This is a genomic window from Bradyrhizobium quebecense, assembly GCF_013373795.3.
GTDB classification, from domain to species: domain Bacteria; phylum Pseudomonadota; class Alphaproteobacteria; order Rhizobiales; family Xanthobacteraceae; genus Bradyrhizobium; species Bradyrhizobium quebecense.
Window position 1 is genome coordinate 2321908 of the sequence record NZ_CP088022.1, and the last position, 21038, is coordinate 2342945.

Below are 21038 nucleotides of genomic sequence, written 5' to 3' on the forward strand. Positions count from 1 at the left end.
TCAACCCTCCGCTAAGAGCAGCCCGTCGTGGACCCGCAAGTATCGCACTTCATACAAGTGCCGTTACGTACCAAGGTGAAGTTGCCGCACTCTGAGCACATCTCGCCTTCGTAACCTTTTGCTTTCGCTTCAGCGCGGCGCTCGGCCTTGCTGGGCGCTTTGCTCCACTGCAGGGCTTCTAATCGTTCTGCTGGAGAAAGGTCTGTCTGCACTTCCTGCTTCAAGGCGACAGCTCCTTCTATGGCCGCCTCAGCCCTGTTTTCGGGTGAAGAGAAGGCCATCCGAGGACCCGCATCGGACGAACCCAATGCGGTGACGCGGCTGCCGCCGGCAGGCGCGTTGTCGGTGTTGCCGCTGACTGCGGCCGAGCCGCCGCGCATGACGACGAGGTTGTCGGTGCGCGAACGGGTCAGGCCCTTCGACACGTACTTGGTCGCCTGGTGGGCGGGGGTCCCATCCGGCTCCTTACCTTCCTCGACGCCCTTGCCGAGCGCGTCGAAGCCAGACTCGTTCGGATCGACATGGGCGAGGTCGAAGCGGCTCATGTAGCTCACCGCGAGCTCGCGGAAGACGTAGTCGAGGATCGAGGTCGCGTACTTGATCGAGTCGTTGCCCTGCACCGGACCTGCGGGCTCGAAGCGGGTGAAGGTGAAGGCGTCGACATATTCTTCCAGCGGCACGCCGTATTGCAGACCGAGCGAGACCGCGATCGCAAAATTGTTGATGAAGGAGCGCAGCGCCGCGCCTTCCTTGTGCATGTCGATGAAGATCTCGCCGAGCCGGCCGTCGTCATATTCGCCGGTGCGGAGATAGACCTTGTGGCCGCCGACCACAGCCTTCTGGGTGTAACCCTTGCGGCGATCCGGCATCTTCTCGCGCTCGCGCATCACGATGATGCGCTCGACCAGCTTCTCGACGATCTTCTCCGAGACCTGGGCGGCACGCGCCGCCATCGGCTTCTCGTAGAGCGCTTCCACCGCATCGTCCTCGTCCTCATCGTCGGCGATGAGCTGCGAGTTGAGCGGCTGCGACAGCTTCGAGCCGTCGCGGTAGAGCGCGTTGGCCTTCAGCGCCAACTTCCACGACAAGAGGTAGGCGGACTTGCAGTCCTCCACCGTGGCGTCGTTCGGCATGTTGATGGTCTTGGAGATCGCGCCCGAGATGAACGGCTGCGAGGCCGCCATCATCCGGATGTGGCTCTCGACCGAGAGATAACGCTTGCCGATCTTGCCGCAGGGGTTGGCGCAGTCGAACACCGGATAGTGCTCGGCCTTCAGATGCGGGGCACCTTCGACCGTCATCGCGCCGCAGATGTGGACGTTGGCGGCCTCGATCTCGCGCTTGGTGAAGCCGACCGCCGCGAGCAGGTCGAAGCCAGGCGCGGCGATGGCCTCGGAGCCGATGCCGAGCGTATCGCGAATGAAATCCTCGCCGAAGGTCCACTTGTTGAAGGCGAACTTGATGTCGAACGCGGTCGGCAGCGCCTTTTCCACCTTGGCAATGGCTTCGTCGGTGAAGCCCTTGGCCTTCAGGGTCGAGGCGTTGATCCCAGGCGCATTCGACAGCGAGCCGTGGCCGACGGCGTAGGCCTCGATCTCCGCGATCTCGCTCTCGCGATAGCCGAGCGCGCGCAAGGCCGCCGGCACCGCCTGGTTGATGATCTTGAAGTAGCCGCCGCCGGCGAGCTTCTTGAACTTCACCAGCGCGAAATCAGGCTCGATGCCGGTGGTGTCGCAATCCATCACCAGGCCGATGGTGCCGGTCGGCGCCACGACGGTGACTTGCGCGTTGCGATAGCCGTTGACCTCGCCGAGCGCCAGCGCGTCATCCCACGCCAGCTTGGCATGCGCGACGATGTCGGCCTGCGGGCAGGAGTCGTGGTCGAGCGCCACCGGATTGACGGCGAGCGCCTCATAGCCGCGGCTTTCGCCGTGCGCGGCGCGGCGGTGGTTGCGGATCACGCGCAGCATGTGGGCGGCGTTCTTCTTGTAGCCCGGGAAGGTGCCGAGTTCGGCCGCCATCTCGGCCGAGGTCTTGTAGGAGATGCCGGTCATCACGGCGGTCAGCGCGCCGCAGAGCGAACGGCCTTCCTTGCTGTCATAGGGCAGGCCCATGGTCATCAGCAGGCCGCCGATATTGGCGAAGCCGAGGCCGAGGGTGCGGAACTCGTAGGACAGCTCGGCGATCGCCTTCGACGGGAACTGGGCCATCATGACGGAGATTTCGAGCACGATGGTCCAGAGCCGGCAGAGGTGCTCGTAGGACTCGATGTCGAACCGCTTGGTGGTCGAGCTGTAGAACGTCAGCAGATTGGCGGAGGCCAGGTTGCACGCCGTGTCGTCCAGGAACATGTATTCCGAGCACGGATTGGAGGCGCGGATGTCGCCGGACGCCTTGCAGGTGTGCCAGTCGTTCATCGTGGTGTTGAAGTGCAGGCCGGGATCGGCGGAGGCCCAGGCGGCGTAGCCGATCTTCTCCCAGAGGTCGCGCGCCTTCAGCGTCTTCGTCACCTTCTTCGTGGTGCGGCCGATCAGGTTCCAGTCGCCGTCGGTCTCGACCGCGCGGAGGAAGTCATCCTTCAGCGACACCGAGTTGTTGGAGTTCTGGCCGGAGACGGTGAGGTACGCCTCGGAATCCCAGTCGGTGTCGTAGATGTCGAACTGGATGTCCTTGTAGCCCTGCTTGGCGAACTGGATGACGCGCTTGATGTAGTTGTCGGGCACCAGGCTGCGGCGCGCGAGCTTGATCTCGCGGCGGAGTGCCGGGTTCTTCTCGGGATCGAAGCAGTCGTCGCCACTGCCTTCGCAGTTCACGCAGGCCTTCATCACGGCCTTGAGATGCTTCTGGTTGATCTTGGAGCCGGTGACGAGGGCGGCCACCTTCTGCTCCTCCTTCACCTTCCAGTCGATATAGGTCTCGATATCGGGATGGTCGGCATCGACCACGACCATCTTGGCGGCGCGGCGGGTGGTGCCGCCCGACTTGATCGCGCCCGCGGCACGGTCGCCGATCTTGAGGAAGCTCATCAGGCCGGACGAGCGGCCGCCGCCGGAGAGCTTTTCGCCTTCGCCGCGCAGGCTCGAGAAGTTGGAGCCGGTGCCGGAGCCATACTTGAACAGGCGCGCCTCGCGCACCCAGAGGTCCATGATGCCGCCCTCGTTGACGAGGTCGTCGCCGACGCCCTGGATGAAGCAGGCATGCGGCTGCGGATGCTCATAGGCCGACTTCGATTTTGTGAGCTTGCCGGTCTTCCAGTCGACATAGTAGTGGCCCTGGCCGGGGCCATCGACGCCGTAGGCCCAGTGCAGCCCGGTGTTGAACCACTGCGGCGAATTCGGCGCGACCATCTGCTTGGCGAGCTGGAAGCGAAGCTCGTCGAAGAAGGCGAGGGCATCTTCCTCGGTGGAGAAGTAGCCGCCCTTCCAGCCCCAATAGGTCCAGCAGCCGGCGAGGCGATCGAACACCTGCTTGGCGCTGGTCTCGCCGACGATGCGCTCGTTCTCGGGCAGGGTGGCGAGCGCCTCGGTGTCCGGCACCGAGCGCCACAGCCAGGACGGCACGGTCTCTTCCTCGACCTTCTTCAGGCGCGCGGCGACGCCCGCTTTGCGGAAATACTTCTGCGCCAGCACGTCGGAGGCGACCTGCGACCAGAATTCCGGAACCTCGACGTTCTCGGCACGGAACACGACCGAGCCGTCCGGGTTGCGGATCTCAGATGTGGTCAGGCGGAAATTGATCCCGGCATAGGGGGATTGTCCGCTGGTGGTGTTGCGTCGTTCGATTCGCATGGTCGAGCCCCGTCTCTTCTTCTGCCCGGTCCCACGTTTTCTCCGCAGGTTGCCGGAATGTTATCCGTTCGCGGACATCAGGGAACACGCGTCAGCACGCCTCCCGTCATCCGCAGCTCAGCCGGTGGACCCGGCCTGTTTCTCTCATCCGCTCGGCGCCGGTTTGACCCGGCCCTGGCGGCGGCATGATCCCGGGCGGACACCGATGTTTCGGGTCCTCCGGGTCATGCATTCAACGCCCCAAACGCTCACGCGACACGTCACGCGTACGCTTCTCGCGGGCCGGTTACGGCCTCTGTTTCCGGTCCTTCTCGGCCCGTTCTGTCGTTCCGAACCTAGCCCAAAGGACTCGGCCCAAAATCAGGGCAGACAAGCCCTTCACCCGCGGCCCGAAGGCCTGGCGGAGTGGTCATTTTGGAACCCTTGTGGGAGCGACCGGCGGGGACCCAAACACACTCGCGCCGAACAGGTTGAAAGCTAGGCCATGTCCGTTGCACCCGTCAAGGACTAGTACGAGTTTCTGAATCAAGCACTAAATATGGTGGAAGGAGGGGGATAACAGGGGTCGGTGCCGCGCCTGTGATCGAGCCAACTATCGGTGAGTCCTCAGGGATTCCCAAGCCAAAAAAATTCGCTCCGCCTGTGGATTGGAGGTTCGCCCCGCTGTTCACAGGCGAAGATTTTATTCGCCGTGGCGGATTGAATTTTGGGGACTCACGTAGGCCTACGGGCAAAGTATGGATCAGGCATGTCAGAGGCGTGATGGTCGGGCGACAAAATCGCGGGCAAGCTGCGGCCGACTCACATCCTGTTCACACCCTTGCCGGGTTCCATGACAGACCAGAAGCCTTCCACGCGGCCGCGCCTTGCGCCCGCCGGCCTGATGTTCCTCGCCATCACCTCGGTGGGCTGGGGGTTCAACTGGCCGTCCACCAAGTTCCTGCTCAGCGAGCTGCCGCCGCTGACCCTGCGCGGCACCACCGGCGTGATCGGCGCCGTGCTGCTGGCCGCCCTCGCGCTGCTCCGGGCGCAGAGCCTGCATGTCGAGGCCCGGCTGTGGCCGCGCCTCGTGCTGTATGCGGCGCTCAACGTCTCCGGCTGGATGGTGCTGATGGGGCTCGCGCTGTTGTGGCTGCCGGCGAGCGAGACCGCATTGATTGCCTACACCATGCCGGTCTGGGCCTCGCTGCTGGCCTGGCCGGTGCTCGGCGAGCGGCCGACGTGGCTTCGGACCATTGCGCTCGTGATGGCATTCGCCGGCCTTGCCGCGATCATGGGCGGCAACGGGATTTCCGCGAGCAAGGACAAGCTGCCGGGAATCATCATGGCGCTCGGCGGCGCGTTCGGCTTTGCGCTCGGCACCGTGCTGGCGAAGAAATACCCGCTGGTGATGCCGCCGATCCCGGCCGCGGCCTGGCAGATCGGCCTCGGCTGCGTGCCGATCGCGATCATCGGCCTCCTGATCGAGACCACGCATCTCGATCGCGTCACGACGGTCGGCTGGTGGCTGCTGGTCTATTCGACGCTGATCCAGTTCTGCGTCGCCTATGTCGCGTGGTTTGCCGCGCTCGCCCGGCTGCCGGCCTCGGTGGCGGCGATCGGCACCATGGCGGTGCCTGTGATCGGCGTGATTGCCTCCGCCGTCGCGCTGCACGAGCCGCTCGGGCCGACCCAGATCACAGCACTGCTGTTCACGCTGGCCGGCGTCGCGCTGGCGACGAGGTAAGTCCCTTCTCCTTCAGCCCGTCATTGCGAGGCGCGGAGCGCCGCGGCAATCCATTGCCGCGACACGTGGCGAAATGGATTGCTTCGCTTCGCTCGCAATGACGGAGGAGAGGGCAGAGAGCGGTCTCACGTCACTCGCCGAGCGCCTGCTGCAGCATGCTGGCGAGCTGCGCCTTGCGATAAGGTTTTGCCAGCAGCAGCACGCCTTCGTCGAGGCGGCCGTGATGCACGATCGCGTTCTCGGTATAGCCCGAGGTGTAGAGCACCTTGAGGCCGGGCCGCCGCTTTCTCACTTCGTCTGCGAGCTGGCGGCCGTTCATGCCGCCGGGCATGATGACGTCGGTGAACAAGAGGTCGAACTTCTCGCCCTTGTCGACCAGCGCCAGCGCGGCGCGGGCGTCGGGCACGGCAATGGTCTTGTAGCCGAGGGCGCCGAGCTGTGTGACCACGTAGTTGCGCACCAGCTGGTCGTCTTCGACGACCAGGATGACTTCGCTGCCGCGCCGCACCGGCTCCGGCGCAGGCGCCTCCACCTCGACCTGGCCGCGGGCAGGGGGCAGATAGAGCTTGATCGTGGTGCCGTGGCCTTCCTCGCTGTAGATCTTGATATGGCCGCCGGACTGCTTGACGAAGCCGTAGACCATGCTCATGCCGAGGCCGGAGCCCTTGCCGACCTCCTTGGTGGTGAAGAACGGCTCGAACACCTTGTCCTGCACTGCGTGCGACATGCCGGTGCCGGTGTCGCTGACCGCGAGCAGCACGTAACGGCCCGGCGTGATGTCGGGATTAACAGCCGCATAGGCGTCGTCGAGCACGATGTTGCTGGTCTCGAACAACAGCTTGCCGCCGTTCGGCATCGCGTCGCGGGAGTTGATCGCCATGTTGAGCAGCGAATTGGCAAGCTGCGACGGATCGATATGAACGCTGGCGACATCGGGCGCGAGCACCTGATCGATCTCGATCTGCTCGCCCAGCGTCGGCCGCAGCAGCTTGGCGATATCGACCACGGTGCCGTTGATGTCGACGGTGCGCGGCTCCAGCGGCTGGCGGCGGGCGAACGCGAGCAGATGCTGGATCAGCTCGCGGCACCGCTCGGCGGCGCGGTCGATCAGCTCGGCGGTTTGCGCAAGCGTCGGCTGGCTGCGCAGGCTGTCGACCAGCGTCTCGGTGGTGCCGGTGATGACCGTCAGCATGTTGTTGAAGTCGTGCGCGACGCCGCCGGTCAACTTGCCGATGGCGTCGAGCTTCTGCGCCTGCTGCAGCTTGTGCTCGGTTTCGCGCGAGGCGGTGATGTCGTGATAGATCAGCGCCGCGCCGGTGATGGTGCTGTCGTCGTCGCGCAACGGCCGGCCCGACACCACGAGGTGAATCGGAGGGGCGCCACGGACCGGCTTGGCGACGAATTCCAGCCCGTCGAATTCCTCGCCGCGCAGCGCCCTGGCCGACGGCATGTCGTCGGCCCGCATCGGCGTGACGCCGTCGGCCTCGAAGACGTTGCTGAGGTCGCGCAGCTGGCGGACCGTCATGCCCGGCTTGTAGCGCAGCATCTTCTCGGCGGCCGGGTTCGAGAGCAGCACGGTGCCGCTGGTGTCGATGACAAGCACCGCCTCCGCCATGCTGCGGAACGTGGTTTCCATCACCGAGGTCGAACGGCGGAGCTCTTCGAGCGCGGCGCCGAGATCCTTGGTGCGTTCGGCCACCTTGCCTTCGAGCGACAGGTTGGTCGCCTTGGTGGCGCTGAGCGCGCCCTGCAGTTCGCGGCTGGCGCGCCGGGCCGCCAGCGTCAGTGCGACCGCGAGCAGCAGGATCATCACCACGCCGGCAAGGTCGACCGCCAGCAACAGCCGGCCATTGGTCTTCGACTGTTCGGTGCGAATCCCGAGCAGGCGGCGCTCCTCGGTGACCAGGCGGTCGAGCGCCGCACCGACCTTGTCCATCAGCGCGCGGCTCTCGCCCGCGGAGATCAGCGCCGCGGCGCCGGCCGTGTCGCCCGCCGTGCGCAACCTGATCAGTTCGGCACCGAGCGCAATGGCGCGCTCGACCTGTCCCTTGGTCCCCGCGATCAGTTGCGCCTCGTCCGGGGCCGACTTCAACGCAGCCATCAAATCGTCGAAGGCGGCGGTGAGGGTGGTGCTCTGCTCGCGAAACTCGTCGGCGAAGGAGGCATCGCCCGTCAGCGCGAACCCGCGCGCCGCGCTCTCGACGCCGCGCGGCAGCGAACGCGCATCCGAAATGCGCTTGAGGATGGCGAGTGCGTGATCGACCGAATCAATCTCGCTGCGCGACTTGACATCCAGCCCGATCGACGCCGCGCTGATGACGAGGAGGATCGCAAGGCCGCTGCCGAGGATGAGACGCTGGGAAGCCATCGACGATTAGTACGAGCAATTATTTGGAAAGACGAGCAGAAGGAGCGGACTTCGCAAGACATTCGTTAACGGCGGCAATCAGCGCCTGCGGGGTAAACGGCTTGCGCAGGCAGGCTGACGCGCCGAGTTCGATCGTCATCCGCAGGAAATCCGGCGCACGGTCGGCATTGGCGAAGGCATAGCCGGACATCGCGATCACGGGAATATCGGGCGCGCGCTCGTGGAAGACGCGGATCGCCTCGAAACCGCGCATATGCGGCATGAAGACGTCGACCAGCATGACGTCGAACGACGCTTTGTCCAGCGCGCGCATGCCCGCTTCACCGCCATCCGCGACGGTGACGTCGAAGCCCTGGCGCTGCAGGCACACCTCGATGGCGACGCACACCATCGGGTCGTCATCGACCACGAGAACGCTCGGCACGATGCATCCTCTATCTGCGGCCTCGCGTGCCGGCGACTCGCTTGGCCCGTCTGCCGATTAAGGCGGAACCTCGACGGAAAGTCTGTATCATAGAATGCATATGGTGTTTGCTGACAAGCAGATTTCCAGCTAGCCCTGATACCATCACTTGCATTTGTCCGCCCACATTACGACGGGTCCATGACCCCAGTTCCAGTTGCAGGCCGCGCCCCGCTGTCACCGCTCGGCCTCGGATTCCTGGTGGTCGCATCGACCGGCTGGGGTCTCAATTTCCCGATCATGAAGTTCCTTCTCACGGAGTGGCCGCCGCTGTCGTCGCGCGGGCTCTGCGGCGTGGTCGGCGCGATCGCACTCGGTCTGGTGGCGGTCGCACGCGGACAACCGCTGCGCGTACCTGACGGCATGTGGACGCGGCTTGCGCTGGTGTCGACGCTTTCGATCGGCGGCTGGGTCGCGTCGATGGGCTTGGCGCTGATCTGGCTGCGGGCCAGCGAGGCAGCCGTGCTCGGGATCTCGATTCCGGTGTGGGTCGCGCTGGTGGCCTGGCCGGTGCTCGGCGAGCGCGTGTCGCTGCCGCGTGCGCTCGCGCTTGGCGTGGCGCTTGCCGGCATCGCCGCACTGATCGGCGGTGGCGGTCTTGACGCGAGCCTCGGCAAGTTGCCGGGCATCCTGTTCGCGCTCGCGGGCGCGCTCTGCGTCGGGCTTGGCACGGTGCTGACCAAGTTCTTCAAGCTCGCAATGCCGCCGCTGTCGCTCGCGGCCTGGCAGCTCGCGATCGCCGGCGTCCTGATCGAGCAGCCGCAGCTTGCTGCGCTGTCGCAGTTCGGCTGGGCGTCGATGATCTACATGACGCTGATCCAGTTCTGCCTTTGCTATGTCTGCTGGTTCGCGGCGCTGGAGCGGCTGCCCGCGGCGACCGCGTCGATCGGCACGCTGCTGGTGCCTGTCGTCGGCGTGCTGGCGGCCGCGGCCATGCTTCGCGAGCCACTCAGCACGAGCGACATCGCGGCGCTCGTGGTGACGTTCGCAGCCGTCGCGGTGGCGTTGCGGACATGAGACTTGCACACATGAAAAAGGGCGGCGTTGCCGCCGCCCTTCGCCAACTCAGGCATTGAGGCGTTACGGGCAGGGGTGCCGCAGGCCGTCAAAGCCGAGATAGGTGCCCGAACCCGGGTCGTACGACCTGTAGCGCTGCGCGCAGTAGCTCGCGTCGCCGCCCGGGGCGGCCTCCACGGCGACAGGCGCACTGTCGTCGTAATAGCCGTAGCTGTCGTCATAATAGCCGTATCCGGGGCCATAACCGCCGTAATACGCGCCCGAGGCGAGCGCTCCGCCGACGACTGCGCCCGCAACCGCGCCCGGCCAGAAGCCGCCGCCGCCACGGTGATAACCGCCGTGCCAGCCGCCACCGCCGCCGCGCCAACCACCGCCGCCGCCACCGGCCCACTGGCCGCCGCCACCACCGCCATGCCAGCCACCGCCCCCGCCGCCCATCGCAGCACCACGGCCGCCGCCAAAGCCACCACCGCCGCCGCCGCCGCCGACATGGCCACCGCCACCGCCACCGCCGCCGCCGCGCGCACCACCGCCACCGCCCATCGCGCCCATCTGTGCGGCAGACTGGGCGAACGAGACGGTCGGCGCCACAGCCAACGGCAGCGCAAGCGCCAGCGCCGCGGCGGTGCTCAGAACCTTCATATTGATCATTTTGGACTCCATTGAATCGGACAATGTCTAACCATCTCTGTGGTCGGACGTTCCTGCGCTCGACATTGATTGTCCGTCATCTTTGCTTGACCGGCGGCGCATGTATGGCGGGTGAACAAAACTCCCCGTGACCGCGTCATTTGGTCGCCAAAGGGCCCGTCACCCGGCCTATTCCGGGAGTGCCGGGCTACCTTGGCGGCGGCTGGACATTTGGAGATTCAGGTGGCATCAGAGCCGGACTGCCTCGAACCGACCGGCCACGCATGAAACAATTCCTGCTGAAATTCTTCACCTGGTGGAACGGCCAGACCTTTGGCACGCAATTGTGGACCTCGCGCTACGGCGAGCTGGTCGGCGAGGACGAGCAGGGCAATCGCTACTACCGGACCAAGGGCGGCGAGATCGATCCGACGCTGCATTTCGAGCGCCGCTGGGTGGTCTATAACGGCTATGCCGAAGCGTCCCGGATCCCGGCCGGCTGGCACGGCTGGCTGCATCACACGGTTGATGTGCCCCCGACCGAGGAGACGTACGCGCCGCGGGAATGGGAAAAGCCGCATCTTCCGAACATGACCGGCACCGCGCAGGCTTACCGTCCGTCCGGCTCGACGCTGGCGAGCGGCCGCCGCCCCAAGGCGACCGGCGACTATCACGCCTGGACGCCCGGAAGCTGAGCTTCACGCATTGTTGTTTCTGCCGAGCGTGTGCGTAACGCCGCGCGTGCAGCGCACGCGCGCCTGTGGACAACGGTAACAGCGGGGACAGGTGCGCCGCATCCCATGCTGGCCGCTTGCGCCGGGCATGTCTTCGCGGCTCAATGAAGCCATCCTACGGAGATGGGAGACCATCGCGTCGGATCGGGCTCCAGATCGCGACTGTCCCGATGTGCAGCGGCCTCCGAGTTGGATGCGGCCGGGAGATAGGCCCCCGGTGCAGACGTCCTGAAATCGCCCGCAAATGTGAGGCTGCCGTGAGACAGGAAGGGCCGCTCGGGAAACCGGGCGGCCTTTTTCTTTGTCTCACGATCGGGTCAGGACAGCCGTGCCGCAGCGCGGCTCATCAATTCGCCCCGGCGCGCATGTGCCGGTCCCATCCGCTCCTTCATGAAGGCGAGGATCTCGGCCGGTGCGGTATCGGGCGAGCCGGCATTGAACGGCGGGGCCGGGTTGTATTCGAGCCTGAGCTGGATCGCTTCCGCGGTCTTGCGATCGACGAGCTCGGACACCAGCGTCAGCGCGAAATCGATGCCGGCGGTGACGCCGCCGCCGGTGAAACGGTTGCGGTCGACGCAGACGCGCGTCTTGGTCGGGATGGCTCCGAAGCCCGCCAGGAAATCGATCGCACTCCAATGCGTGGTGGCGCGATAACCCTTCAGCAGACCGGCGGCGCCGAGCACCAGCGAGCCCGTGCAGACCGACGTGACGTATTTCGCTCCCTCGGCCTGCTTGCGCAGGAAGGCGAGCACCTCCGCGTCGCCGACCATGTCGTCGGTGCCGAACCCGCCGGGCACGCAGATCACGTCGAGCTGCGGGCAGTCGGCAAAGGTCGTGGTCGGCGTCAGGACCATGACGGAGTCGGTCGGAACTGGTTCGATCCGTTTCCAGATCAGATGCACATTGGCGCCGGGAACCGAGGAGAACACCTGCAACGGACCGGTCAGGTCGAGCTGGGTCACCTTCGGGAAGACGAGCAATCCAATCTGCAGGGGTTCGGACATCGGAGGTCTCCAAATAGCGCTTGACGAAACCACGATGCCATGGTGGCCTCATGTCTTAAATGGCGTAATTCCCTCGTTTTCGGACGTCGACGCCATCTCCGGGCATTCGGCATTGCGAGGATTTGGCAGATGATAGGCATCCTGATCTTTCCCGACTTCCAGCTGCTCGATGCGGCCGGCCCAATCGCGGCGTTCGAGATCGCGGCGCGCTTCGCCAACAACCCGCCGGCGATCAAGACGATCGCGGTGAAGGCCGGGCCGGTGCGCTCTTCGTCCGGCGTCGAGATGCTGGCGCGCGGCCTCAAGCCGTCGGCGGCGATCACAACGCTGATCGTCGCGGGCGGCAACGGCGTGCGCACGCCGGCGACCTGTCCGATCACGCTGTCATTCGTGCGGCGGATGGCGAGCCGCGGCATCCGCGTCGCCAGCGTCTGCTCGGGCGCCTATGTGCTGGCCGAGGCCGGCCTGCTCGACGGCCGCCGCGCCACCACGCATTGGCAGCGCACGCCGCATTTCGTGAAGACCTATCCGAAGGTCAAGCTCGAGCCGGACCAGATCTTCGTCCGCGACGGCAACATCTGGAGCTCGGCCGGAATCACCGCCGGCATCGACCTCGCACTCGCCATGATCACCGAAGACTACGGCGACGAGGTCGCGCAGAGCACCGCGCGGCAGCTCGTGCTGTATCATCGGCGCAGCGGCGGGCAGTCGCAGTTTTCCTCGCTGCTGGAATTGAAGGCGCCGAACGGCCGGTTCGGGCCGCTGCTCGCCTGGGCGCGCGAGCATCTCGATGCGCCGCTGACGGTCGAGGACCTCGCCGACAAGGCCGGGATGAGCTCGCGGCATTTCACCCGCGCCTTCATCGCGGAGACCGGCACCACGCCATCGAAAGCGGTCGAACGGTTGAGGATCGAAGTCGCGCGGCAACGCGTGCAGTCGTCGGGCGAGGCGATCGAGCGCGTCGCCGAGATCACCGGCTTCCGCGATCCCGAGCGGATGCGCCGCGCCTTCATCCGCGCCTTCGGCCAGCCGCCGCAATCGCTGCGCCGGGCATCGCGCGCGGAGTAGCTCGTCGACTTGCGGAAACTCCGGCGCGTTGCTGGAAAGAAGGGCGATCGTTCCAGCGACGAAGCGAACAGAGCTGCCGATGAGCGACCGCCGCCAAGCTCACCGGCTGCCGGCAGAAGCAATTTGAGTTTGGGACAAGCTCATTGTCCGATTTCACACGATCCATGCTGTCGTCGCACTGATGAACCGGCGCGACGGTTCCTGTGACCCACGTGAGGTGGGCGTTGGGGACCCGAGGAGGTTCTACATGACAAAGCATCGAACGATTACCGGGTTCGTGGCTGTCGCCCTGCTGGCTGTCACTGCAACCGCCGCGACGATCAGGTCGCACCTGCCCCGGACCGAGGGCGTTGTCGTCTCCGACGCGGACGCGCTCCCGGCCAGGGATTTCAGCGACCGCTGGTCCCCGATTTCAGCTTTGCCGCCGGCAACGGACATGGCTGAGCGCGCACCTGACGTGCGTTAAGCCGGTCACCGACGCATTCGCGGACACGCCGCGCACAGAGTTTACCGCAGCACGAAGGCCCCGCCGAAGCGGGCCGGATGTTGAATGACTCGAGTTTGAACGACTTGATCTCAAACGACTTGGTCGCGAATAGAACTAACGGTTCCGCCGCGCCGGAATAGCGCAGCGATTCACCTTACACACACGCTGAAAATCCACGGATGGCTGAGCGCGAAACGTGCCCGAGCCGAAATATCAGTTGCTCAATGTGTCGGTCGCGATCTTCTTCTTGAGTGCTTCGCAGGTGTTCCTGACCTCCGTGGTCATCAACGAGACGGCTTCGATCTGCAGGAAAAAACGCTTGCCCTGATCGCGGTAGCCCGCGGCGAACTCCTTGATTTCCGCGATCATGTCGTGGACACCCGCCACCATGACCTCGCAGTTCTTGGCGGCCAATTGCAGTTCCGTTCCAAGGGCCTCGATCTCTTTCACGGCCGCTTCGTATTCGCGCACGACCGCCTCGGCCGATAGCTTGCCCACCTCGTTGACGCCGTTGCGGTGCTCGACGTAGTCCGGCATCGGCGAGAGAGGCCGAATATTGCCGCGTGGGCGATGCGTACTCACCGTGTCGATTTCGCCCTCGGTCGTTTCCATCGGGGCGCGGGCGAGGACTTCTGCACTAACACTCATGCGAACGCTCCATAAGTTGTTACGGCGAATGGAGTTTAGCAATGTCAACGGATTTGTCTCGCTTTTCCACAAGTTTGAAGCAGTCCGATTGTGCGTCGCAGCACGACGAATCCCACGCCACAATCGCTGCGCCGGGCATCGCGCGTGGGGTAGCGAGGCGTCGGGGGATCGGGTTCGTTTGCCGTCCGCGAAGCGTCAGGGGTGCGCCGTTGCCCCTTTGCGCTGACGACGCGCGTAGGCCGCGCCCCAACCGAGCCCAAGCAGCGCCGCGGCGAGCGAGCCCCCGAGCACGCCCAGCTTTGCCGCGTTGAGCAACGCCTCGTCGGGGAAGGCGAGCATGGCGGTGAAAATCGACATGGTGAAACCGATTCCGGCCAACAGGCCGATGAGGCAGACGCCGCCCCACGTCATGCCGGGTGCGAGCCGACAGCGCCCCGACTTGACCGCGAGCCAGGTGGCACCGACCACACCGACCGGTTTTCCCAAGGCAAGGGCAAGCCCCACGCCCAGCATCACGGATTGAGGTCCGGCAGCGAGGCCGGAAGCTGTCAGGCTGATGCCGGCGTTCGCCAACGCGAACAAGGGCATGATGCCGAAGGCGACCCAGCCATGCAGCGCCGTCTGCACGCGCACGACGGGTGGCAACATCTCGCGATGCGCGACGTGGAGCGCACGGCGCCGTGACCTGAGGCGATGGATATCCTTCCAGGCCGCATCGCCGTCGCGCAACTCCGCGACCACGCGCGACACCATTTGCAGGGGCGGCTCCCGCAGCGGCATCGGCCGCACCGGGGTCATCAGGCCGAGCACGACACCGGCAAGGGTCGGATGCGCTCCGCTCATCAGCAGCCCGGTCCAGACCAGTGCGCCCGCCGGAACGTAGGCGAGGGCGGAGCCGACGCCGATCCGCTGAAGCCCGACGACCATCAGAATGCCGAGCGCCGCCACGACAAACCCGCTCAGCTCCAGTCCGCCGGAGTAGACGAAGGCAATGATCAACACCGCGATGACGTCGTCGATGATCGCGAGCGCCAGCAGGAACACCCGTAGATTGACCGGGATCGATCGTCCCAGCAAAGCGAGCGCGCCCACGGCAAAGGCGATGTCCGTTGCCGTCGGTACGGCCCAGCCCTGGCCGCGCACGGGATCGGCATTCAGGCCAATGTAGATGAGTGCCGGGGCGATGACGCCGCCGGCTGCCGCGATCACGGGCAGCATCGCCTGGTCGAATCTGCTCAGCGCGCCTTCATGTATCTCGCGCCGAATCTCCATGCCGACGACGAGGAAGAAAATCGTCATCAGCCCTTCGTTGATCCAGAAATGCAGCGATCGGGAGCTGACGAAGCCGCCAAACCCGATCGAGAGCTGCTGGTGCCAGAGCGCGTGATAGCTGTCGGCGAAAGCAGAGTTGGCCCAGATCATTGCAGCGGCTGCCGCAGCCAGCAGTACGCCGCCGCTGACGGCTTCGACGTGCAGGAAGCGCTGGAGCGTGGCGAACGCCTGCTCGGCAAGTCGTTGGGCTCGCGGCAGGTCCTGGGCGGGCAGTCGGTGATCCATCGGGCGCACGCAGTCCGCGTGGTGGCCCGACCATCGCTTTACCTGTCACTGCGGCATGCAGCTAACACCCACTGCTCGTTTTGCACGGCGACAGGCATAGGGCAACCCTGTTCTCGGGCCTGCGACTGTTTGGCATATCGCCGGCAGCAGAACCCGGAACATGGTGCTTACGACATCCTGCCCGAGGCTGGCGGTCAGAGCCAGGTTGTGAGCGCGCCGAGTTGGGTTGCGGCACCGAAGATCAACAGGACCGCGATGCACGCCGGCAGAGAATACGGGTTCCGATCGTTGTCTTGTGGCATGGCAGCACCAATCCGGGAGGGATCTCCCATGCGCGCGAAAGCTGCGCTGATCACCTGATCGAATATCAGAGCGACCGCATAGGAATGCGAGACGAACGGCGGAGGCGCGTTATAGGCGCGGAATAAGTGTCAGCCCTGGTCGGCTTCCAGCAGCCCGAGCTTCGAGGCAAGCCAGCGCGTGGTGGAGGCCTGGATCAGGATGGTGGTCAGGATCGCGACGAAGGTGACGGAGGCGATCATCTCCGCTCCCGGCGCCTTCATGCCGAGCATGAGGCCGGCGAGCGCGGCGGGGATGACGCCTGTTTCGCGGGTCCAGCACATGAACAGCAGTTCCGCGAAACTCCAGCGCGCGCGACGGTCGGGCAGCGCACACAGGAAGACGGTCGCGGGGCGCGCAAGAAACATCAACACCAGCGTGACTGCCACGCCACCAATCCAATACTGCTGCATCAGGGCAAAATTGACTTGAGCACCCAGCAGAATGAAAATGAACAGACGCAGAATGAAGGCCGTGGTCAGCACGAACTCATCGAGCTTCTGCGCTTCGCCCGGCTCCATCTGGAACCCGAAACGTTCCTTGTTGCCGAGCATGATGCCGAACACGAACACGGCCATGAAGCCGGATGCGTGCATGCCCTCGGCGGCGAAATAGGCGCTGATGACGGCGACGACGGTCACCACCGGCGCGTATTCAGCAAGGAATGCCCACTTCTCGTGAGCGATCAACAATGCCGCGAGATAACCCAGCATGATGCCGGCGACGATACCGATGGCGGAATGCGTCACCAGCTCGAACAAGGTGGCGGAGAGCGAGAACGCGCTGCCTGTCGCCATCCCCAGAAAGCTGAAGGTGATGATTGCCCCCACGGCGTCGTTGAACGCGGACTCGCTCATCACGGTCTGCGCAACACGGTCCCTGATGCGAACCTGGCGGAAGATCGGTACGAGTGTCGCCGGATCGGTCGAGGCGAGCGTTGCCGCGAGCAGGAACGCCACGACCGCGGGAACGCTCAGAATGAATTTGGCCGCCAGTCCCGTGATGGTCGCAGTGATCACGACGCCCGCCGTCGCGATCACTGCGATCGTGATCCAGACCTGTTTCAGCACGGCGAGCCGCAGCGTCGCACCGCCGTCGAACAGGATGTAGCTTGCGCCGAACAGCAGAATGATCTGGTTCAGCGCGGAATCGGCTGCGATATCGACAAGTCCAAGGGCATGCGGGCCGATCAGGATGCCGACGATGAGGAATACCGCGACGTCGGGAATCCTGACCTTCTGGGCGAAGAGCGCCGCGACTGTACCGATCGCCAGGACCAGACCGCAGGAGAGCAGCGTGTGCCTGGCGATTTCGATCGAGGAGGACACTAGCCCTGTGCCTTCAGCCAGGCGCTGATCTCGGTCACCGCGACATTGGCCTGGTTGAGCAGTTTGCCCATGGTGAAGAAGCCATGGAACTGGCCGGGGAAATGCCGGTAGGTCAAGGGCACGCCGGCATCCCTGAGGAATGTCGCATACTCGTCGCCTTCGTCGCGCAGCGGATCGGCGCCCGCGGTCAGCACATAGGCCGGCGGCAATCCGGCAAAGTCTTTCGCGCGCGCGGGCGAGGCGCGCCAGTCGCTGTGGTCGGCGTCGCCGAGATAGTGGTTGCCGAACCAGCCGATCACCGAATGCGTCAAGAGGATGCTGGTCTCGGGCTCGCGGTGCGAGGGATGCTTCCGCGAGAAATCGGTCGCGGGATAGACCAGCAGCTGGGCGGCGAGCTTCGGTCCGCCGTCGCGGGCGGTGAGGGCAACCACGGCCGCGAGGTTGCCGCCGGCGCTGTCGCCGCCGACGATCAGGCGCGAAGCATCGATGCCGAGATCCCGAGCATTGGCGGCGACCCATTTGGTCGCGGTGACGGCGTCGTCCACCGCGGCAGGGAAGCGGTGCTCGGGCGCGAGCCGGTAATCGACTGAGATCACGATCAGCTCGCCCTCATGGGCAAGCTTCTGGCAAACTACCTCATGGGTATCGAGATCGCCGATCACCCAGCCGCCGCCATGGAAGAACATCAGGCACGGCACGAGCCCGTCTGTCTTGCGCAGCGTCTTCGGCGTGTAGATGCGGGCCGGGATCGCGCCGTGCGGCGCCGGGATCGCAAGCTCGTTGCTTGAATCAAGCGCCGGCGGCTCGGGATTGGAGACGATGCGGGCGGCCCGATAATATTCGCGCGCTTCCGGTGCGGTCAGCGATTCATAGGCGGGGCGGCCGGCCTCCTGGAAAGCTTTGTAGACGGCGGCGGCATCGGGATCGAGAACGACGGGCATAGACGACAAACCTTCTTGTGATGCTGAACTAGAGCGTCAGGCGGCGGTGCGGCCGCCGTCGACGGTGTAGGCGGAGCCGGAGACGTAGCTCGCCTCGTCGGAAGCGAGGAAAGCGACGATCGATGCGACCTCGCTCGCGAGGCCGAGCCGGCGTGCCGGGATGCGGTCGACGATCTTCTCGACCGGCGGCGGCGCGTTGCCGCCGGAACGGCCCTGCAGGATGGTGTTCAGCATCCGGCTCTCGATCATGCCGGGGCAGACGCAATTGACCCGCACGCCGGTGCCGCTGCATTCCCAGGCCGCGCTCTTGGTCAGCCCGATCACGGCATGCTTGCTGGCGCTGTAGACCGCGATCATCGGCGATCCCATCAGGCCGGCGATCGAGGCGGTGTTGATGATGCTGCCCTTGTTCTGCTTCAGCATCACCGGCAGCACATATTTCATGCCGAGGAAGACGCCGACGACATTGACGTCGAGCACCCGGCGAAAGCTCTCCAGCGAATATTCCGGGATCGGCCTGATGTCGCCCTCGATGCCGGCGTTGTTGTAGAAGGCGTCGATGGTGCCGAAGCGGTCCACGGCGGTACGGACATAGTCCTTGACCTCGTCCTCATCGGTGACGTCGGCGGCGATCGCGAGGGCCTCGGCCGAGGCGGGCAGGTCCTTGATGGCGGCGCTGAGGTCGGCCTCCTTGCGGTCGACCGCGACGATCCGCGCCCCGCGCTCTGCAAGCAGTTGGAGCGTGGCGGTTCCTATGACGCCGGCAGCCCCGGTGACGACGGCAACCCGGCCGTCGAGCCTGATGCGATCTGGCATGTTTGGGTTTCCTCTGGCTGGTCCGGTTCGATCCGGATTTTCCTGGTTTTCACGCGGTGCCGCGCGCCTTCAGCGTGACGACTATCACACGTGTTCCCAGGAGTGACCAGAGGGTGACCAGTGCCTGGCGGAGGGCCGGGGACGGGCGTCCGCGCGCCCTTTCCCCGCCGTATTCGGCGTGTTAACCGGTGGCCTGCGAGCGGCCGATATCAAGGTAAACTGTCGCGAGCCCGATTCGCCCTTTAAAGCCCGCGAGATGCTTCGAACCATTGCCCTGACTGGCTTTGCGGCCTTGGTTGCCGCCTCAACCATCTCGCTTGCGCCGCCCGCGCGCGCGCAGATCGGAACGATTTTCTCCGATCCCGCGCCGCGTCCGCCCGGCTCGATTCCGCGTGGCCAGGCGGCGCCTCCCAGCGACGACGACGAGGAAGTGCCGGAACTGCCGCGCGGGCGCCTGTTGCCGACGCAGCCGCGGGCGTTGCCGCCGGGCCAGGCGGTGCCGCCGCCCGGCAGCGTGCAGTCGCAGCCTTTGGCGCCGCCGCCAGGTAGCACGGTCGCTCCGCCCGGCGTTGCCGTACAGCCGCCGCAGCCCGGCGGCCCCGCCGTTGCCAACACACCGCCCGGTGCCAATCCGCTGCCTGGCCTGCCGCCGGGGCAGCGTCAGCCCAAGGGGACGCCGCAGGGCGCGCCACAGGGCACCCCGCCGCAGACGCCTGCCGCGTTGCAGCCGGGCGATGAGGTCGTGCAGGAGCCGCCGTCGACCAAGATCACCAACAAGAAGGCGAGCTTCTCCGGCCTCGACAAGATCACCGGACGCATCATCAATTTCGACGAGGATATCGGCGAGACCGTGCAGTTCGGCGCACTGCGGGTGAAGACCGATGCCTGCTACACCAGGCCGTCGACGGAAGCCGCCAACACCGACGCCTTTGTCGAGGTCGACGAGATCACGCTGCAGGGCGAGGTGAAGCGGATCTTCTCGGGCTGGATGTTCGCGGCGAGCCCCGGCCTGCATGGCGTCGAGCATCCGATCTACGACATCTGGCTGACCGACTGCAAAGGGCCGGACCAGACCATCGTGACCGCCGCGCCCGATCCGCCGAAGGCGCCGACGCCGCCTCCGCCGCCGGCCCAGAAGCGTGCGCCGCCGAAGCAGGCCGCGCCGCGTCCGCCGCCGCAGCCGCTGCCGCAATACCAGCAGCAGCCGCCACCTCCGCCGCCCCAGCAGCAGCGGCCGGGCGGACTGTTCGGCGGATTGTTCGGGAACTAGTCTCGGTCACGTCGCGCGGATTGGCGCTTCATCCGGACTACATGCTACGGCGCAGTCATACATCAATTGCGCGCGGCGATGATCGCCAGCGCGTCGGCACCCTTGACCGGTTGCGTGGTGTCGAGCTTGCGGAAATCCGCAGGCGCGCCTGAGATCGCCTTGTCGAGCAGCGCCCGATAGCGGCGGCGCGAAATCTCCACCGCGCCGAATGTCTTCAGATGCTCGGTCACATACTGCGTGTCGAGCAATTCGAACCCGCCCGCGATCAGCCGCGCCACCAGATGCACCAGCGCGACCTTCGACGCGTCGCGCGCGGTGTGAAACATGCTTTCGCCGAAGAAGGCGCGGCCGAGGCTGACGCCGTAGAGGCCGCCGACCAGAATGTCGTCCTGCCAGACCTCGACGCTGTGGCAATGGCCTGACGCGTGCAGCCCGACATAGAGATCGCGGATGCGCTTGTTGATCCAGGTGTCGTCACGGCCGGGCTGCGGCGCCGCGCAACCGGCGATCACGGCCTTGAACGCGGTATCGACGGTGACGGTGAACACATCCGAGCGCACGGTGCGCGCCAGGCGGGAGGCGACACGGAAGCCGTCGAATGGAATCACGCCGCGCAATTCCGGCTCGACCCAGAACAGCGTCGGATCGTCGGCGCTCTCCGCCATCGGGAAGATGCCGCAGGCATAGGCGCGCAGCAGCACCTCGGGCGTGATCTCGGAGGAGGCGGAGTCGCGTGAGGTCATGCCGGCGAAGATAGCAAAGCGCGGGCGGTCTTGCGATGGGGCCTGCCACGGGGTCGCGACGTGTTGACGAAACGCGCCGGTTCCTCCACAAGCCGCGCCATTCCGCCGCAG

General features: G+C 65.6%; 16 protein-coding genes. 5 read left to right on the forward strand and 11 right to left on the reverse strand.

The genetic code is table 11. The annotated features are described in order from the left end of the window. Positions 1-11 precede the first annotated feature (11 nt). On the reverse strand, positions 12-3788 hold the full coding sequence (locus HU230_RS10955) for a vitamin B12-dependent ribonucleotide reductase (protein WP_176531667.1): 3777 nt from the start codon (positions 3786-3788) through the stop codon (positions 12-14). 832 nt (positions 3789-4620) lie between these two features. Between HU230_RS10955 and HU230_RS10960 the strand changes: the two genes are divergently transcribed. Then, entirely contained in the window at positions 4621-5514 is an 894-nt protein-coding gene (locus tag HU230_RS10960; protein WP_176531666.1) for a DMT family transporter, read from the forward strand. A 130-nt stretch (positions 5515-5644) separates the two neighbouring features. Here the strand turns inward: HU230_RS10960 and HU230_RS10965 are convergent, their stop codons facing one another. Together HU230_RS10965 and HU230_RS10970 are read right to left on the reverse strand one after the other, a co-directional pair. Next, positions 5645-7882 carry a CHASE3 domain-containing protein gene (locus HU230_RS10965; RefSeq protein WP_176531665.1) on the reverse strand — a complete coding sequence of 746 codons (2238 nt, stop codon included), beginning with the start codon at positions 7880-7882 and terminating at the stop codon, positions 5645-5647. 19 nt (positions 7883-7901) lie between these two features. After that, complete coding sequence (locus tag HU230_RS10970; RefSeq protein ID WP_176531664.1) at positions 7902-8306, reverse strand: response regulator; 405 nt, start codon at positions 8304-8306, stop codon at positions 7902-7904. Between the two features lie 180 nt (positions 8307-8486). Between HU230_RS10970 and HU230_RS10975 the strand changes: the two genes are divergently transcribed. After that, on the forward strand, positions 8487-9362 hold the full coding sequence (locus HU230_RS10975; RefSeq protein ID WP_176531663.1) for a DMT family transporter: 876 nt from the start codon (positions 8487-8489) through the stop codon (positions 9360-9362). Between the two features lie 63 nt (positions 9363-9425). Here the strand turns inward: HU230_RS10975 and HU230_RS10980 are convergent, their stop codons facing one another. Continuing rightward, entirely contained in the window at positions 9426-10013 is a 588-nt protein-coding gene (locus HU230_RS10980) for a BA14K family protein (RefSeq protein ID WP_176531662.1), read from the reverse strand. 263 nt (positions 10014-10276) lie between these two features. Here HU230_RS10980 and HU230_RS10985 point away from each other — a divergent pair, with 263 nt between their 5' ends. Next, positions 10277-10687 carry an NADH:ubiquinone oxidoreductase subunit NDUFA12 gene (locus HU230_RS10985; protein WP_176531661.1) on the forward strand — a complete coding sequence of 137 codons (411 nt, stop codon included), beginning with the start codon at positions 10277-10279 and terminating at the stop codon, positions 10685-10687. A gap of 356 nt (positions 10688-11043) precedes the next feature. On the opposite strand, the gene HU230_RS10990 is transcribed toward HU230_RS10985, so the two are convergent. Further along, a complete protein-coding gene (locus tag HU230_RS10990; protein ID WP_176531660.1) occupies positions 11044-11730 on the reverse strand; it encodes a DJ-1/PfpI family protein in 687 nt (228 codons plus the stop codon). Positions 11731-11859: 129 nt separating this feature from the next. Between HU230_RS10990 and HU230_RS10995 the strand changes: the two genes are divergently transcribed. Continuing rightward, positions 11860-12798 carry a GlxA family transcriptional regulator gene (locus HU230_RS10995; RefSeq protein ID WP_176531659.1) on the forward strand — a complete coding sequence of 313 codons (939 nt, stop codon included), beginning with the start codon at positions 11860-11862 and terminating at the stop codon, positions 12796-12798. Between the two features lie 700 nt (positions 12799-13498). Here HU230_RS10995 and HU230_RS11000 read toward each other — a convergent pair. From HU230_RS11000 to HU230_RS11020, 5 genes are all read right to left on the reverse strand, one after another. Then, the gene (locus HU230_RS11000; RefSeq protein ID WP_224943205.1) at positions 13499-13933 is read right to left on the reverse strand and encodes a hypothetical protein; all 435 of its coding nucleotides are present in this window, start codon (positions 13931-13933) and stop codon (positions 13499-13501) included. Positions 13934-14128: 195 nt separating this feature from the next. Next, entirely contained in the window at positions 14129-15490 is a 1362-nt protein-coding gene (nhaA, locus tag HU230_RS11005) for a Na+/H+ antiporter NhaA (protein WP_176535061.1), read from the reverse strand. A 431-nt stretch (positions 15491-15921) separates the two neighbouring features. Continuing rightward, complete coding sequence (locus HU230_RS11010) at positions 15922-17157, reverse strand: cation:proton antiporter (protein ID WP_176531658.1); 1236 nt, start codon at positions 17155-17157, stop codon at positions 15922-15924. Beyond that, positions 17157-18098 (reverse strand): alpha/beta hydrolase, encoded by a 942-nt coding sequence (locus HU230_RS11015; RefSeq protein WP_176531657.1) that lies wholly within the window; start codon positions 18096-18098, stop codon positions 17157-17159. Before HU230_RS11015 ends, HU230_RS11010 begins: the two co-directional genes overlap by 1 nt. A gap of 36 nt (positions 18099-18134) precedes the next feature. After that, on the reverse strand, positions 18135-18914 hold the full coding sequence (locus tag HU230_RS11020; protein ID WP_176531656.1) for an SDR family NAD(P)-dependent oxidoreductase: 780 nt from the start codon (positions 18912-18914) through the stop codon (positions 18135-18137). 256 nt (positions 18915-19170) lie between these two features. Here HU230_RS11020 and HU230_RS11025 point away from each other — a divergent pair, with 256 nt between their 5' ends. Further along, positions 19171-20184, forward strand: a complete 1014-nt coding sequence (locus HU230_RS11025; protein ID WP_176531655.1) for a DUF2155 domain-containing protein — start codon at positions 19171-19173, stop codon at positions 20182-20184. A gap of 62 nt (positions 20185-20246) precedes the next feature. On the opposite strand, the gene aat is transcribed toward HU230_RS11025, so the two are convergent. Beyond that, the gene (gene aat, locus HU230_RS11030; protein WP_176531654.1) at positions 20247-20927 is read right to left on the reverse strand and encodes a leucyl/phenylalanyl-tRNA--protein transferase; all 681 of its coding nucleotides are present in this window, start codon (positions 20925-20927) and stop codon (positions 20247-20249) included. Positions 20928-21038: the final 111 nt, after the last annotated feature.